Source organism: uncultured Nitrosomonas sp., assembly GCF_902826915.1.
Classification (GTDB): domain Bacteria; phylum Pseudomonadota; class Gammaproteobacteria; order Burkholderiales; family Nitrosomonadaceae; genus Nitrosomonas.
Window position 1 is genome coordinate 1 of sequence record NZ_CADEGP010000064.1, and the last position, 15,671, is coordinate 15,671.

The following is a 15,671-nucleotide window of genomic DNA, read 5'->3' on the forward strand; positions in this document are numbered from 1 at the left end:
GTTGAGCAAGATTACCACTTATCGGACTGTCCGAATTTGCGAGGCCGCTTCTATGCATAATGATTTGATTACCTATTGAAATGGTTTTTTGAACCTTAACAAACAGTCTTATAAAAAATCCACGGTGAATTGCAAATGAGGATATTTAAGCGCTGGATTTGCGTAAATCTGTTTAAAGCAGAAATTTACGCAAATCCAGCTTCTGTGCAAGTATCAGGTATATTCCTTTGTTAATTCAGTCAAATAGTTTTTAAATTCATCTTTAAGTTCAGGATGCTGTAATGCATATTCCACTGTTGCTTGCAAGTAACCTGACTTGCTGCCACAATCAAAACGCTTGCCTTGAAATTCATAGCCCAATACAGATTCTTCGTTTAGCAATTTTGCAATGCCATCCGTGAGTTGAATTTCATTACCAGCGCCACGCTGGGTTTGTTCCAGAAGTTTAAAAATTCGTGGTGTCAGGATGTAACGCCCGACAACCGCAAGATTGGAAGGTGCTTGATCAATCGCCGGCTTTTCTACAATAGCGTTAACTTTAGATAAATTATCTGAAATTGGCGCGCTATCGATAATACCGTAGCGATTGACTGTTTCGTGCGGCACCCGTTCAATTCCTAAAACTGAACAATGATTCTGATTATAGATATCAGTCATTTGACTCAGACAGCAACGCTCATTCGCATTGATTAAATCATCCGCCAGCAATACCGCAAAAGGTTCATCACCGACTACGGACTGTGCACATAAAACAGCGTGACCTAATCCCAATGCTTCTGCCTGACGAATATAAACGCAATCAATACGTGCGGGTAAAATATTGCGAACTACATTAAGCATTTCTTTTTTTCTGCCTTCTTCCAACTTGGCTTCTAATTCAAAGGCTTTGTCAAAATGATCTGGAATTGAACTCTTGTTGCGGCCAATAATAAAAATCAACACATCAATGCCAGCGGCAACAGCCTCTTCTGCGGCGAATTGAATCAACGGTTTATCAACGATAGGCAGCATTTCCTTAGGATTTGCTTTAGTTGCCGGTAAAAAACGGGTTCCTAATCCGGCAACAGGAAATACAGCTTTTCTAATTGCTTTCATTCGATATCTCCTTAATATTTCTTAATAGATTAAATCAGAATTGATTTACTGATTGATAAACCAAAAGGTGATGCACCCTAATTTCAATAACCATTTGGATTCGTGTTTTGCCAATGCCAGCTATTGGCGCACATTTCATCCAATCCAAGCTTCGCTCGCCAACCAAGCAATTCATAGGCGCGATCCGGATTCGCATAACAAGAAGCAATATCGCCTGAGCGTCGAGGTGCGATTCGATAAGGAATAGACTGTCCACTTGCTTGTTCATAAGCGCGAACAACCTCCAAAACACTGTAGCCTCTGCCGGTACCTAGATTTACGGTCAAACAGTTCGGATATTGACCATTTTGTTGCTCGCCTTGTATGGCTCCCAATGTTTCCAATGCCTTGAGATGACCAAGCGCTAAATCAACGACATGGATGTAATCACGTACCCCCGTACCATCGACAGTTGGATAATCGTTGCCCCATACACTTAGAGTATCTCTGCGGCCAACTGCAACTTGTGCCACAAAAGGCATCAGATTATTTGGTATTCCTTGCGGATCTTCACCGATTAAGCCGCTTGGATGTGCACCTACTGGATTAAAATAACGCAATATGCCGATTCGAAACGAACAGTCGCTGTGTTGGAAATCACGTAATATATCTTCAATCATCAACTTACTGCGACCATAGGGATTGGTGGGAGCGAGCGGATGATCCTCCGTTAACGGTAACTTAACGGGATCGCCATAAACCGTTGCAGAAGAACTAAATACCAGGGTCTTGACATTACATTCTTGCATTGCTTCCAAAAGGCGCAATGTACCTACAACATTATTATCGTAATATGACAGTGGGTGATCAACAGATTCGCCAACTGCTTTGAGACCAGCAAAATGTATAACAGCGGTAGCCTTGCTTTGCTTGAGGGCTGCTACCATGGCAGCACGATCGCGGCAATCGCCGGATATTAACTCAGGTTTTTTGCCGCTGATTTGTGTTACACGTACCAGTGCTTCGGGCTTGCTGTTGCAAAAATTATCAAACACGGTTACATCAAAACCGGCATTAAGCAGTTCAACGCATGTATGCGATCCAATATATCCGGCGCCACCAGTGACAAGAATCATGACGATAACCCTCAATAAGAAGTAATCGATTTATTTAGTCGGATTGAGGTTCGCCTAAATTTTCCGGTGCTTCACTGAACTAACTACAAAAGTGTTGTTTAAAGCTACTGATAAAATTATCTAATGAACCTGTTGGTAAATGGTTGATGCCGGCTGCGGCTTTGCGCCCTCCTCCTGTATCAAATTGCAAACACAATACATCAGCACCACTTGGGTTTGTGAGAGAGGCTCGTACGCTTACAGTATAATTGCCGGCATGATTAGGCGTTATCACCGCATGTGCACGTTGGGGATGCGCGTTTGCCAGTTTGTTGGCAAAGATACCGCTAACGCGTCTTGCCCAAGGAGCATCTGGCAATAAATAGGCAGCATACCGTTCTTCGGTTGTCAAGGGCTGCAATGAATCTGCTCGACTCGTATCATCCTGATATCCATCAGAAAGCTTCCTAAAAGCATTCGATTCAGCGATGAAATCAAATGGATTCGTATAAGGTCTGATTTCTTCGTAAAGTGCAGTGGGATGAAAATGCAGATCAGGTAAATTATCACCATAGCCATTGTAGTTTAGATACTCACCCAGATGTGCAAGTTGATCAATCTCAGTTTCCGTTAATTTTGCTGTGGCTCCCAGTTGACGAGCTTTTTGCACGAGATTGTCGCCGAAAGCGGCAGTAATTGCCCACAGATGAAATTTCCCTTTTAGATGCTGATCGACCAGAAGACTAGTACAGGCATCGGCAGATAAATCGATATGCGCAATCAAGTTAGGGTGCTGCGGTATCTCTCCGGCGTGATGATGATCAAAATATTCTATCCTGACACCCGCCTCCAATAATCGCATCAATCCTTTGCGATTACTGTCCAGAGAAATGTCGAGTACTGTCACCAGATCGCCGGGATTTGCCTCCACTCGATCCAATAGCTTGATATCACGCTTAACTCCAGTTATCAGATTAGCAGCTGTTGGATCTGCAAGTCTGAGTTGATGTAAAGCGCATACGCCATCCGCGTCACCATTAAATACATAAAAACGATTCATCTGAATAGCTTCCTATATATAACCATATGAAAAAAAATTAACTTTAATTTTTTTATTCAACGTACAATGACTATTGAAGAATTAACCTAAAGCGCCTATATGCGTCAGGTAGTTGACAATCTCATCAACGGCCTGCTCTGGAGTAAGCTTCGTTGTATTAATATGTATTTCCGGATTTTCTGGTGCTTCGTAAGGCGAATCAATTCCGGTGAAATTTTTCAATTCACCTCGACGCATTTTCTTGTACAATCCTTTGGGGTCGCGCTCTTCTGCGACATGAATAGGCGTATCAATAAATACCTCAAAGAATTCACCTTGCTCTACCAATTCCCTGGCCATCCTACGTTCTGAATGGAAAGGTGAAATAAATGATACCAATACAATCTGGCCTGCATCGACCATTAATTTAGCAACTTCCGCGATACGGCGAATATTTTCAACCCGATCCGCATCAGTAAAACCAAGATCTTTATTAAGTCCATGGCGCACATTATCTCCATCCAACAGATAGGTATGTTTGCCAATAGAATAGAGTTTCTTCTCGACTAAATTAGCAATGGTTGATTTACCACTGCCAGATAAACCAGTAAACCAAAGAATAAACGGCTTTTGCCTTTTTGTGGCAGCATGTGCTTGCTTATTGATATTGATCGCCTGCCAGTGGATATTCTGCGACCGGCGCAAGGCAAAATGTAGCATGCCAGCACCAACCGTATTGTTAGTTAAGCGATCAATCAGGATAAAACCACCGATGTCATGATCTTCTTTATAAGGATCGAAAGCGATCAGTTGGTCAGTACTGAGGTTACAAATACCAATTTCATTGAGTTCCAGCTTGGTGCCAGCGACATGCTCAAGCGTATTAACGTTTACCTTATATTTCAGCACCGAAACATTAGCGGTGACTATTTTTGTTCCGATTTTCATCAAATACGGCCGACCGGGAAGCATCGATTCATCTACCATCCAGACAATCGTGGCCTCAAATTGATCGGCCACACCCGGTAGAGTATCGGTGGCAGCTAAAATATCTCCACGGCTGATATCAATTTCATCAGCCAGTGTCAATGTAATCGATTGCCCTGAAACTGCCTGCGTTAAATCGCTATCACTGGTCACAATACGAGTTACACGACTTTCTCTGCCGGAAGGTAATACACGAATAAGATCACCTGGCTTGACGCTGCCACGTGCAACCATGCCCGAGTAACCTCGAAAATCCAGATTAGGGCGATTGACCCATTGTACCGGCATGCGAAAAACCCCAGATTCCACATTGATATCCTCGACCTGCACATTCTCCAGATATCCCATCAATGTTTCACCGTGATACCATGGCGTGTTGGCACTCAATGAGGTAATGTTATCGCCTTTAAGGGCTGACATCGGAATGGTTACAATATTACTCAACCCTAATTCTTCTGCAAATTCACGATATTCTTTATTAATCTGATGAAAAATTTCTTCTGAATAATCCACCATGTCCAGCTTATTGATCGCAAGCACCACATGTTGAATTCCAATTAATGAAACTAAATAACTATGACGCCGCGTCTGTGTCAGGACACCTTTGCGTGCATCAATAAGAATTACCGCCACGTCGGCTGTTGAGGCCCCTGTAACCATGTTGCGGGTATACTGCTCATGGCCTGGTGTATCTGCGACGATAAACTTGCGCTTATCGGTAGAAAAGAAACGATAGGCCACATCAATAGTTATCCCTTGCTCACGTTCCGCAGAAAGCCCGTCAACCAATAATGCAAAATCTAAGTCACCGGCTTGGGTACCTACCTTTTTGGAATCTGCCTCTAATTGAGCCAATTGATCTTCAAACAGCATCTTGGACTCATATAACATCCGCCCAATTAAAGTGCTTTTCCCATCATCAACACTGCCGCAAGTGATAAACCGAAGCATGCTTTTGTTCTCATGCGCTTTTAAATACAACTCAATATCTTCGGCAATCAAATCAGATACATGTGCCATTAGAAGTAACCCTCCTGTTTCTTTTTCTCCATCGAACCTGTGGAATCATGATCGATTAATCGCCCCTGACGCTCAGATGTTCTTGCCAGTAACATTTCTTGAATAATATCCACCAGGGAACTTGCCTCGCTCTCAATCGCACCGGTTAAAGGATAGCAACCCAGTGTGCGGAAACGAACTTTCTTCATCATCGGAGATTCGCCTTCTCGCATCGGCAAACGGTCATCATCAACCATAATTAAAGTACCATCACGCTCTACAACAGGTCGTTCTTTAGCATAATACAATGGCACAATAGGAATATTGTTCAAATGGATATATTGCCAAATATCGAGCTCGGTCCAATTTGAAAGCGGAAAAACACGAATACTTTCACCCGGATTCTTGCGCGCGTTATACAGCCGCCATAACTCGGGGCGCTGTAACTTGGGATCCCAACGATGTTGTGCTGATCGAATGGAAAAAATCCGTTCTTTGGCGCGTGATTTTTCCTCATCGCGACGGGCTCCACCGAAAGCAACATCAAAACCATGTTTATCTAATGCTTGCTTTAAACCCTCAGTTTTCCAGATATCCGTATGAACTGCGGAGCCGTGTGTAAAAGGGTTAATTCCTTTTGTAACTCCTTCGGGATTAATGTGAACAATAAGATCAAGCCCTAATTTCTTTGCCATTACATCGCGAAATTCAATCATCTCCCTGAATTTCCATGTCGTATCGACATGTAACAATGGAAAAGGTAGCTTCGAGGGATAAAATGCTTTTACTGCAAGATGCAACATCACTGCACTATCCTTGCCGATAGAATAGAGCATCACTGGATGCTCGCACTCTGCAACCACCTCCCGCATGATATGAATACTCTCCGCTTCAAGGCGTTGTATATGTGTCAACATTGTTAATAATTTCCTTCCATAAAAAGTAGTAGCATTAGAATTATATTAATATAAGTTATAATTTTTATTTTCTCGAAATAAACCAGTTTATCCCTGTAATTTTGATACTTACTTAGAAGCAATTCTGCTGATTTCCTATTTAACAAAATTGTGGATGTGAATCAACTCTTGACTTTATTATTGAATGATAGCAGGTACTAAAGAATCTAACCTCAAAACTTACTATAGTATTCCTATCAATCTACTTGTTTATTCAAGTAAGAGACAATCGCTTGAATACTCAAACCAAGTAATACTAAGTTTCAAGACTAAACCGGTTTGCGGGGTACATCCGTATCTGATGAAGAAGATTTTTCTTCCGGTGTTTGGGTATCCATTGCGTCATCGTCTGTCCCTTCTTCTCTCTTTGTTGATTTTGCCGGCATTTTCGCAAACGAATGCAAATTCAGATGCAATGCTGCCTTAGCAAGTAAATGTGCACTCACCGGAGCGGTGATAACAAGAAACACCGTAATCAGTATTTCGTGCAGACTGATACCGACATTACGACTGCTGAAAAATAACGCCGATGCGATCAGCAGACTGCCAACTCCTAAAGTTGTGGCTTTGGTCGGTCCATGTAAGCGCATATAAAAATCCTTAAATCGCAAAAGGCCTAAAGAACCAATGAAAGTTAAGGTAGCGCCCGTCAGAATTAGAAAAGATAACAAATATTCCAGCATGATTTATTCGATAATATCACCGCGCAGTAAATACTTGCACAATGCAACAGTACCTATAAAGCCCATCAAAGCAATCAGTAGTGCCGCCTCAAAGAATAGCGCACTGCCTAGGTGAATACCTAACAACATCAACAATGCAATAGCATTTATATATAAAGTATCCAGTGCCAGAATCCGATCCGGCATGCTGGGGCCGCACAGTAAGCGCCAAAAACTCATGGCGACAGCCGCTGTTACTAATCCAAGCGCAATTGGAATTACAGAACCTAACATAACTCAAAAATCTCCTGTAATGGGCGTTCGTAGCGGCGCTTAATTGTCGCGATCAGCGCATCTGGATCAGTTTCATTCAGCGCATGAACCAATAAATATCGGCGGTCTTCAGATAACCGCGCCGACACAGTTCCTGGTGTCAATGTGATGCTGTTAGCCAATAAACTGATAGCCAGATCGGATGTTAGGTCTAATGGTAATTCAACAAAAATCGGTTTGAGCCGGTCTGGATCGCCAAGAATTAAACGTGCTACGGTGAAATTGGCCATTATGATATCAATCAGTAACAATCCAATATATCGCAGCAAGGTAAGTGGCTTGCGGATAGTCACGGCCTCTGGCCAGAAGCTCAGGGTCAACAATGGTATCATCCAGCCCAGCAATAGGCCGAGAAAAACCTGCCCGGGTGTTATGCTGTTTACCAGCAACAACCATAAACATGCCAGTGTGGGAGATAAAATTGGATGAGGTAGTAGACGAGCCATGGTTATTATTTTCCAGTACCTAGCACAGATTGAATATAGTCATCGGGCTGCAGCAATTGGTTTGCTGTTGCCTGTGCAAACTCAGTAATTGCACCAGCCCAAACCATTAAAGCCACGCATAGCGCAAGCAAGCAGACAGGTATCGCCAACCCACTTATACCATGAGACGTAATAATAGGTTGAATATGGTCATCCGCTGTTGTATGGGTCGCTTCCGGAGCTTGCGCCCGGTAAAACAGCAAACTCCCGCTACGCGCCAATGCAATGATAGTAAACAGGCTGGTTATTAATACAATGGTCATTATCCATGAAAGAGCAGCATGTGACAGTGCCGCTTGCAAAATCAAAAATTTTCCGACAAAGCCAGATAATGGTGGTAACCCAGCTATTAAAATGGCCACTATAAAAAAAAGTGTACCTACTATCCGTTGGTGCACCATGATCAGACCCGGTTCAAATCGATCACTCATTTCGCCACGACGATTAACAATGCTATCAGCGAGTAGAAAAAACGCTGCAGCGGCAAAGGTGGAATGTGGCAAGTAATACAATCCAGCAGCTATTCCGGCACTTGTATTGATGCCAAAAGCGATGAGCAGCATACCGACGGATGCAACCACCAGATAGGCCACTTGCTGGCGCAGATACGTACTTGCCAGCACACCCAGCACACCTGCGATCAGTGTGGCCAAAGCTAATGGCAACAACCAGGGTTCGATCAAGTCGGCAATTGGACCAGCCTGTTCACCAAAGATCAAGGTATAAACACGCAGAATGCAGTATGCGCCAACCTTGGTCATGATGGCAAACAAAGCTGCAACTGGAGCGGATGTGTGCGCATACGCCGCAGGCAACCATAGATAAAGTGGCAAAAGAGCGGTTTTGAGGGCAAACACAGCAAACAGCAGTAAGCCAGCGGTACGAATGAGCGCAATATCTTCGACAGGAGTATTGGCAACTTTAACAGCCAGATCCGCCATATTCAGCGTGCCCAAAAGTCCGTAGAGTGTTCCCACGGCAAACAGAAACAAAGTTGAACCTACGAGATTGATGATGACAAAATGCAACCCGGCCATCGTGCGCAACCGCCCTCCACCATGCAGTAATAAGCCATAGGAAGCAAGCAGCAGAATTTCAAAAAATACAAACAAATTAAATAAATCACCGGTCAAAAATGCGCCGTTTAATCCAAATAATTGCAATTGAAATAAAACATGAAAATGCGGGCCGACAGTGTCAGTGCCACGTACAGCGTAAACTAGCGCGCACCACGAAACCAGCGCAGTAATGATGAGCATCCAGGCCGCAAGCCGATCGGCAACTAGAACGATACCGAATGGCGGCGCCCAATTACCCAACACATAAACTAGAATCTCGCCGCTGTTAACGATACTGAGCAGCCATCCCGCTAACAAGACCAAAACACTGACGGATGAAATGCTCACAATACGCAGCACTTGTAGACTTTGTTTTTGTAGCAATAATAACAATGCACCCAGCAACAGCGGCCATATTACAGGAAGAATAACAATATGGCTGATCATGGTTTATGCTTTCCATCCACATGATCATTCCCCATTTCCAGGTGCGCCTTGAGGGACAACACAATGACAAAAGCAGTCATGGCAAAGCTGATCACAATAGCTGTCAACACTAACGCCTGCGGCAAGGGGTCCGCATACTCCGTTATGCCGTCCACTATAATTGGCGGCTTGCCAACAGTGAGTCGTCCCATGACCAATAGAAATAAGTTGACGGCATAAGACAAAAAGGTCAAACCCAGCACGACCGGAAAAGTCCGTCCACGTAAAGCCAAGTAAACACCACAAGCCGTGAGCGTTCCAATCAGTATTGTTACCAATGCTTCCATTAACGGATTCTCTTTCTGACGTTTGTCAAATGACTTTCTTTATGTACCAGGCCAAGATGAATAAGTATCAACAACGTGGTGCCGACGACAACCAGATAAACACCCAGATCAAAAATCATGGCAGAAGCTAACTCGAATTCTCCAATTATCGGCCAATGTAAATAACTAAAGGTGGATGTCAAGAAAGGATGGTCAAAAAACCAACTGGCAAGACCGGTCAACGCAGCAATGAAAATACCCGCACCAATCACATTATGCATATCGACCGACAACCGAGTATGCGCCCACGTGACACCATTGGCCAAATATTGCATGATTAGCGCTACCGCAGTTATCAATCCGGCAATAAAGCCGCCGCCGGGAAGATTATGCCCGCGCAGTAAAATATACACAGATACCAACAAGGCAAGCGGTAATAACAAGCGCACAAACGAGGCCATGATAACCGGATGTAAATCACGATCCCAGGTTTGTCCCTCACTATCCTGCTCAGAACCGGATAATTTCAATTGGTGCAGCATCGCATATATGCCCAGCCCGGCTAATGCGAGTACAGTAATTTCGCCGAGCGTGTCATAGCCTCTGAAATCAACCAAAATGACATTGACTACATTGGTTCCGCCGCCACCCGGCACACTGTTGCTTAAAAAATAATCTGCGATACTATGATATGGGCGGGTCAATATGGCCCAAACTAATAAGCTCACGCCTAAACCTGCCGCTGTAGCGACCATGACATCACGGCTACGTATATAATTTCCAGATTCTAGTGGTGAAAATTGCGGTAAAAAATATAACGCTAATAGCATCAGAACAATCGTTACTACCTCGACGGATAATTGTGTCAAGGCCAGATCCGGTGCAGAAAACTTGATAAAAACAAGAGATACTCCCAACCCCACTGCGCCCATTAAAATGAGCGATACAAGACGTTGCCGGTGTAGAATAACGGCTCCAATTGCAGCAATTACAAGAATCAGCGTAACAAGTATGCTGACACCATCCATAGGTAATAACGCACGATCTCCGGTTAAAGCGGATGCATTTTCGTTGAAACCTGCCAAGCCGAGCATCAGGATAAAAATCATAAAAACAAATAGCATCTGCTGTAGCGAATTTGAATTCAGTAAATAAGTTATATAACTAGAGATTTTGAAAAGCTGGTTAAGCAGATAATTATATAGTGATTTAAATTCTACTCGATCAACGAATCGATCGTGCAATGCGGATAATGGACGACGGACTAAATAAATTAAAATTCCACCAGATAATGCAATAATGCTCATCCATAATGCAGGGTTGAAACCGTGCCAGATTGCTAAATCATGATCTGGAACAGGGCCTTGCAGAACACCTGCTGAGGCCACTGCAAGAATGGGCTCTACAGTTAATGCCGGCAATATGCCAACCAGCAGACATAAACCTACCAGAATTTCCACTGGTACTTTCATCCAACGAGGAGGCTCATGTGGCGTTTTGGGCAAATCAACCGGCTCACCACTAAAAAAAACCGTATGAATGAAGCGTAATGAGTAAGCCACCGCAAAAATACCAGCTAAAGTTGCTGCAGTAGGCATAAGCCATCCCCACGGTTGATTGGCATGATGCAACGTTTCGGCAAAAAACATTTCCTTAGACAAGAAGCCATTAAATAATGGCACACCTGCCATAGAAGCGGCAGCCACCATGGCCAGCAATGCCGTATGTGGCATAAATCTCCACAATCCTCTCAAACGGCGCATATCACGTGTACCTGCTTCGTGATCAATGATACCTGCAGCCATAAATAAGGATGCTTTGAAAATCGCGTGATTAATAATATGAAAAACACCGGCAACTGCCGCAAGCGGCGTACCCATACCAAATAATAAAGTAATCAAGCCCAGATGACTGATTGTCGAGTACGCAAGCAAGCCTTTCAAGTCGTGCTTAAACATGGCGATGTAAGCAGCAACAAGCAATGTGGTCAGACCTGTCGTGCAAACTAGCCAGAACCATTCTGGTGTACCCGACAAGGCAGGGAACAAACGGGCCAGCAAGAACACCCCCGCTTTTACCATGGTAGCTGAATGCAAATAAGCGGATACCGGTGTAGGAGCCGCCATGGCATTGGGCAACCAGAAGTGAAATGGAAATTGCGCTGATTTAGTGAAAGCACCAAGCAATACCAGGATTAACGTCGGTAAATATAAAGCGTGCGCACGGATACTATCGCCAGATGCAAGAATCACGGATAAATCATAGCTGCCGCAGATTTCACCCAATAACAGAAAGCCACCAAGCAGTGCCAATCCACCGCCGCCAGTGACGGCCAACGCCATGCGTGCACCACTGCGGGATTCCTGCCGATGTTGCCAGTAGCTAATGAGCAGAAACGACGATAGGCTGGTTAATTCCCAGAAAATCAACAGCTGAATAATGTTTTCTGACAATACAATTCCCAGCATAGAACCCATAAACATCAGCAAGTAAGCAAAAAAACGCCCCATGTCGTCCCGCTCAGACAAGTAATACCGGGCATAGAGGATAATGAGCAAGCCAATACCCAAGATCATCAGTGAAAATAACAAACCCAATCCATCAAGACGAAAGACTATATCCAGGCCAAGCATGGGTATCCAACTGAAACGCTGAATGATAATTTGTCCTGAAAAAACATCAGCAATCATGGGATACAAAAAGGCTAACGCGAGTAACGTCACGGTACCAGCACCCCAGGCAGCATGTAATCTACCTAAGCGGGAAATAGATGCAACTAAAATGGCGCCGACAAAAGGTATAAGGGCGACAAGCGATAAATTCATAAAAATTAGGATACTGTTAGCGGTTGAATATTTCCTGCTTAATTTACATAACTCATTTCAGCATCAGTAGCTTAAGTTCGATTCTGTAGAAAAATATATAATTTTTTGTACACTGGTACCTTATAAGCATGCTTCAATCTTTTGATAAATTTATTCCATTGATGAAAATGAAATAAATTCTTTTTAATAAAAATACCGACTCCCTACAAGAACCAAAATAGAAAATAATCCGTGAAATGATACCATTGCTATCTATGCGGATTATTTATTTGATGATTAATTTCGTAGCGAAATGACTTATCTCCATTATTTATTCTAACCCAGCCAGGAAACCCCATATGCACGGCATTGATTCCAAAATCTCTCTTTCCGATCCTGGAAGCAAAACGCATATCCGCGTATTTCTTGCCTTCTGATTGTATTCGAATCACGCCATTATTCTTAAAATCTATACTGGACACAGTATTGGTAGTCCCAATCCTGCCACCAGCAATAGGAATAGCTGCAACTTTCCAGCCACGCTTCTCTGCCAATATATAACCATTTGTTCAAAAATCTGATCGATATATCGGATCCATAATGATTGAATCGGATTTGGATTATCTTCATTCTGGAACTTAGATTGATTCTCCGGCTAAAACGATTCAGCGGATTATATGATTCCGTACACAGCACTTTATAGCGATCAATCCAGGAGGATTCACTACGTGAATTCGTAGCGCTCCGGCGCCAACTCACATGACCATGAAGGTCGGTATGATCCAATCAGCCTAAGACTAAATCGGTTAAGGTTTTAGCAGTATCTGGCTGTTTTGTTTTGATAGCGCGCAAAGTTTCAATTGACCCTAGAACAATTACCGATAATACTGCTATCAACGCAGCTGATCAAGAAAATTCAGGTTCTCAGAAATAAAGCTAGACGTTCTATTCTTCAAATTTTTTGTCTTAGTTGTTTTTACGATATAAAAAAATAACGACTTTGCTTTTTGCTTTACAGAGAAGCAGTATAATTCTTCATTAATAATTATTATACATCTCGTGTATTTGCTTATGAAACTTAAGTTCACATGAGCTTAATCTGTTCAATACGACTTATTGCTCTTTATCCTTGACTATTGCAAACAAGCAGTTTATGAAAAACATATCCGTATGGTTAGCGGTAATATTCGTAGGTTTATTCTGTAGCTTGCTGGCAAACGCACAAGGTATCGATATTAATCAAAAACACAAAGAGCCGATTGGTCAATATATTCAAATTTATCAAATTAACGATACCTTCCTGAGTATGCAAAGTGCATATGATGCGTTCAAAAATGGTCGTTTTTCACAATCCAACGATTCCGTGCTTAATTTTGGCATCGGCGCAAAACCTGTATGGCTCGCATTCCACGTCAGAAATAATACGCATGACACTGTGCTTCGAAATTTGTTGTTTGAAACCTCCTGGCTGGACAAGATTGATGTTTATTATCTCAAGAGAAACCAATTAGTTAACAGTTATCATCTCGGTGATAGCTTGTTATTTTCGCAACGACCGTTTAGTCATCGATTTTTTGTTGCCGAGCATGATTTTGAAACTGGTGACACTATTGTATTAATTCGCGTTGAAACCGACGACGCGATGGTTATACCCATTTATTTCCTTACCGCAGAAGAAATAGTGAACAGAAGTATACTGCAAGCATATAGCTACGGATTGATATACGGAGTTATTTTAGCTTTAATTGCTTACAATTTTATGCTGCATATCGGATTACGCACAGGCCCCTATCTTTTTTACTCACTCTATCTCTTACTATTTCTACTGCTTAATGCTGCATATACCGGTCATGGCTATCAGTGGTTGTGGCCTGATTCACCGCGCTGGCAGCAGTGGTCCAATCCGGTATTAATGGTGTCGTGTACTTTAAGTGGCTTCGCATTTGCATTGAACTTTTTAAATATCAAAATTGCCAGGCCTCGCATATATCAATTGATCGTCGCCTGTTGTCTCAGCTTTAGCGTATTAGCACTGATCGCAGTTTTGGCCGATAAATTCATAGCAACACTATTCATCTCATTGTTTTTTATATTTTATTTCTATATCATTGCTACCATACTAGGTGTCGTTTCTCTACAAACAGAAAACAGAATTGCCCAATATTTTCTCTGGGCATCAATTTTTACAATATGTGGCGGCATTATTACAGCTAATGCGGTATGGGGCTTCATTCCTTTCAACTGGCTTACTTACCGGGCCGCTGAAATTGGGATGGTGGCGGATGCGATTCTACTGGCACTGGCACTTGCTGAACGTTTTAAGATCACCCAAAGAGATAAACTGACAGCTGAGAAAATAGCTGATATTGATTTGTTAACTAACTTAAATACCAGACGAGCCTTTTATAAATTTGTGCAACCAATGTGGGCCATAAGTTTACACAATAGAAATTGTACCTCGGTAATAATACTCGATATTGATGACTTCAAATTGTTGAATGATAATTATGGGCACCCTTTGGGCGATCATGTTCTTGCCCAATTGGCAAAAACGATACAAGAAGAAGCGCGGAGTGGAGATATTCTGACACGCTGGGGAGGAGAAGAATTTCTTATTTTTCTGCCGGAAACCGGATTGACGGATGCGATAGCCATTGCGGACAGGATGCGCAAAAGAATCACGGCCATTCAAATCACTATTGATAAGGGAGAGAAGCTCTCATTTACCGCAAGCTTTGGCGTTGCGACTACTCAGAATACCGACGTATCTCTGAATGAATTAATCGCGCAAGCGGATCGGCAGTTATATCACGCTAAGAAAAAAGGACGTAATTGTGTCTATCCAAATCTCTCCGATCAGAAACAGTACCAGTGATAAAAATACCTAAATATCAGCAAGACCGTCTAAAGTGTATTTCTCCATCACTCGTAGTATTGGTGAAACCCTAAAGATTTCATTGCGATTCCAGATTCTTCCGCAGCGTCAAAATCATCATCACCAATTTCCAATTCATCGATAAGTTTGACGATGAGACTATCTGGAATCATGCCATCAGCCAGCGCATCCTCGTCATCAAAATCTACAGACACAGGATCTATCTCGTTAATATTATTAGACAATGGTTTACTTCTCATCATGATAAACCTCCTCGTAGGTTTGGTGGGAATGTACCCAGTAAATCATAACGACATATAAATTAAATTCTGGATTAGAAATCATTTATCCTGATATTTTTGGAATATAAAAGAAAAGTGGCCTCGCAAATTCGGACAGTCCTTTAAGTGGCAATCTTGCTCGACCCAAGTCGTGCAATAGGCGACAAAAAAGGAACGAGAGTATGAGAAGGACGAGAAGGAATCACGCAGCGGGATTTAAAGCCAATGTGGCCATAGCGGCGATCAAGGGT

14 protein-coding genes are annotated in these 15,671 nt (G+C 42.7%); 1 reads left to right on the forward strand and 13 read right to left on the reverse strand.

Translation table 11 applies throughout. The annotated features are described in order from the left end of the window. Positions 1-213 precede the first annotated feature (213 nt). From galU to QZV86_RS11050, 12 genes are all read right to left on the reverse strand, one after another. The gene (gene galU / locus QZV86_RS10995; RefSeq protein ID WP_295627844.1) at positions 214-1,095 is read right to left on the reverse strand and encodes a UTP--glucose-1-phosphate uridylyltransferase GalU; all 882 of its coding nucleotides are present in this window, start codon (positions 1,093-1,095) and stop codon (positions 214-216) included. Between the two features lie 83 nt (positions 1,096-1,178). Next, the gene (gene galE, locus QZV86_RS11000) at positions 1,179-2,210 is read right to left on the reverse strand and encodes a UDP-glucose 4-epimerase GalE (protein WP_295627847.1); all 1,032 of its coding nucleotides are present in this window, start codon (positions 2,208-2,210) and stop codon (positions 1,179-1,181) included. A gap of 79 nt (positions 2,211-2,289) precedes the next feature. Then, positions 2,290-3,249 carry a DHH family phosphoesterase gene (locus QZV86_RS11005; protein WP_295627850.1) on the reverse strand — a complete coding sequence of 320 codons (960 nt, stop codon included), beginning with the start codon at positions 3,247-3,249 and terminating at the stop codon, positions 2,290-2,292. An 81-nt stretch (positions 3,250-3,330) separates the two neighbouring features. Further along, positions 3,331-5,235 carry a sulfate adenylyltransferase subunit CysN gene (gene cysN, locus QZV86_RS11010; RefSeq protein WP_295627853.1) on the reverse strand — a complete coding sequence of 635 codons (1,905 nt, stop codon included), beginning with the start codon at positions 5,233-5,235 and terminating at the stop codon, positions 3,331-3,333. Continuing rightward, positions 5,235-6,131: a sulfate adenylyltransferase subunit CysD gene (cysD, locus tag QZV86_RS11015; protein ID WP_295627855.1), complete on the reverse strand. Its 897-nt coding sequence runs from the start codon at positions 6,129-6,131 to the stop codon at positions 5,235-5,237. Before cysD ends, cysN begins: the two co-directional genes overlap by 1 nt. A gap of 308 nt (positions 6,132-6,439) precedes the next feature. Continuing rightward, positions 6,440-6,853, reverse strand: a complete 414-nt coding sequence (locus tag QZV86_RS11020) for a Na+/H+ antiporter subunit G (RefSeq protein WP_295627858.1) — start codon at positions 6,851-6,853, stop codon at positions 6,440-6,442. A 3-nt stretch (positions 6,854-6,856) separates the two neighbouring features. Then, a complete protein-coding gene (locus tag QZV86_RS11025) occupies positions 6,857-7,126 on the reverse strand; it encodes a K+/H+ antiporter subunit F (RefSeq protein WP_295627861.1) in 270 nt (89 codons plus the stop codon). Then, complete coding sequence (locus QZV86_RS11030; RefSeq protein ID WP_295627864.1) at positions 7,120-7,611, reverse strand: Na+/H+ antiporter subunit E; 492 nt, start codon at positions 7,609-7,611, stop codon at positions 7,120-7,122. Before QZV86_RS11030 ends, QZV86_RS11025 begins: the two co-directional genes overlap by 7 nt. A 5-nt stretch (positions 7,612-7,616) precedes the next feature. Then, the gene (locus QZV86_RS11035) at positions 7,617-9,155 is read right to left on the reverse strand and encodes a monovalent cation/H+ antiporter subunit D (protein WP_295627867.1); all 1,539 of its coding nucleotides are present in this window, start codon (positions 9,153-9,155) and stop codon (positions 7,617-7,619) included. Further along, positions 9,152-9,481: a Na+/H+ antiporter subunit C gene (locus QZV86_RS11040; RefSeq protein WP_295627870.1), complete on the reverse strand. Its 330-nt coding sequence runs from the start codon at positions 9,479-9,481 to the stop codon at positions 9,152-9,154. The genes QZV86_RS11035 and QZV86_RS11040 overlap by 4 nt, the downstream gene beginning before the upstream one ends. After that, positions 9,481-12,285, reverse strand: coding sequence for a monovalent cation/H+ antiporter subunit A (locus QZV86_RS11045; RefSeq protein WP_295627873.1), 2,805 nt, complete (start codon positions 12,283-12,285; stop codon positions 9,481-9,483). The genes QZV86_RS11040 and QZV86_RS11045 overlap by 1 nt, the downstream gene beginning before the upstream one ends. A gap of 248 nt (positions 12,286-12,533) precedes the next feature. Continuing rightward, entirely contained in the window at positions 12,534-12,818 is a 285-nt protein-coding gene (locus QZV86_RS11050) for a DUF1499 domain-containing protein (RefSeq protein ID WP_295627876.1), read from the reverse strand. 599 nt (positions 12,819-13,417) lie between these two features. Here QZV86_RS11050 and QZV86_RS11055 point away from each other — a divergent pair. Further along, positions 13,418-15,139 (forward strand): diguanylate cyclase, encoded by a 1,722-nt coding sequence (locus tag QZV86_RS11055; protein ID WP_295627879.1) that lies wholly within the window; start codon positions 13,418-13,420, stop codon positions 15,137-15,139. A gap of 47 nt (positions 15,140-15,186) precedes the next feature. Here the strand turns inward: QZV86_RS11055 and QZV86_RS11060 are convergent, their stop codons facing one another. Continuing rightward, on the reverse strand, positions 15,187-15,402 hold the full coding sequence (locus tag QZV86_RS11060) for a hypothetical protein (RefSeq protein WP_295627883.1): 216 nt from the start codon (positions 15,400-15,402) through the stop codon (positions 15,187-15,189). Positions 15,403-15,671 lie beyond the last annotated feature (269 nt).

Excerpts from the sequence above, each read along its gene's own strand:
- cysN (WP_295627853.1), bottom strand. The coding sequence starts at position 5,235 with ATGGCACATGTATCTGATTTGATTGCCGAAGATATTGAGTTGTATTTA.
- galU (WP_295627844.1), bottom strand. The coding sequence starts at position 1,095 with ATGAAAGCAATTAGAAAAGCTGTATTTCCTGTTGCCGGATTAGGAACC.
- QZV86_RS11055 (WP_295627879.1), top strand. The coding sequence starts at position 13,418 with ATGAAAAACATATCCGTATGGTTAGCGGTAATATTCGTAGGTTTATTC.
- QZV86_RS11020 (WP_295627858.1), bottom strand. The coding sequence starts at position 6,853 with ATGCTGGAATATTTGTTATCTTTTCTAATTCTGACGGGCGCTACCTTA.
- cysD (WP_295627855.1), bottom strand. The coding sequence starts at position 6,131 with ATGTTGACACATATACAACGCCTTGAAGCGGAGAGTATTCATATCATG.
- QZV86_RS11060 (WP_295627883.1), bottom strand. The coding sequence starts at position 15,402 with ATGATGAGAAGTAAACCATTGTCTAATAATATTAACGAGATAGATCCT.
- QZV86_RS11025 (WP_295627861.1), bottom strand. The coding sequence starts at position 7,126 with ATGTTAGGTTCTGTAATTCCAATTGCGCTTGGATTAGTAACAGCGGCT.
- QZV86_RS11030 (WP_295627864.1), bottom strand. The coding sequence starts at position 7,611 with ATGGCTCGTCTACTACCTCATCCAATTTTATCTCCCACACTGGCATGT.
- galE (WP_295627847.1), bottom strand. The coding sequence starts at position 2,210 with ATGATTCTTGTCACTGGTGGCGCCGGATATATTGGATCGCATACATGC.
- QZV86_RS11045 (WP_295627873.1), bottom strand. The coding sequence starts at position 12,285 with ATGAATTTATCGCTTGTCGCCCTTATACCTTTTGTCGGCGCCATTTTA.
- QZV86_RS11005 (WP_295627850.1), bottom strand. The coding sequence starts at position 3,249 with ATGAATCGTTTTTATGTATTTAATGGTGACGCGGATGGCGTATGCGCT.
- QZV86_RS11040 (WP_295627870.1), bottom strand. The coding sequence starts at position 9,481 with ATGGAAGCATTGGTAACAATACTGATTGGAACGCTCACGGCTTGTGGT.
- QZV86_RS11035 (WP_295627867.1), bottom strand. The coding sequence starts at position 9,155 with ATGATCAGCCATATTGTTATTCTTCCTGTAATATGGCCGCTGTTGCTG.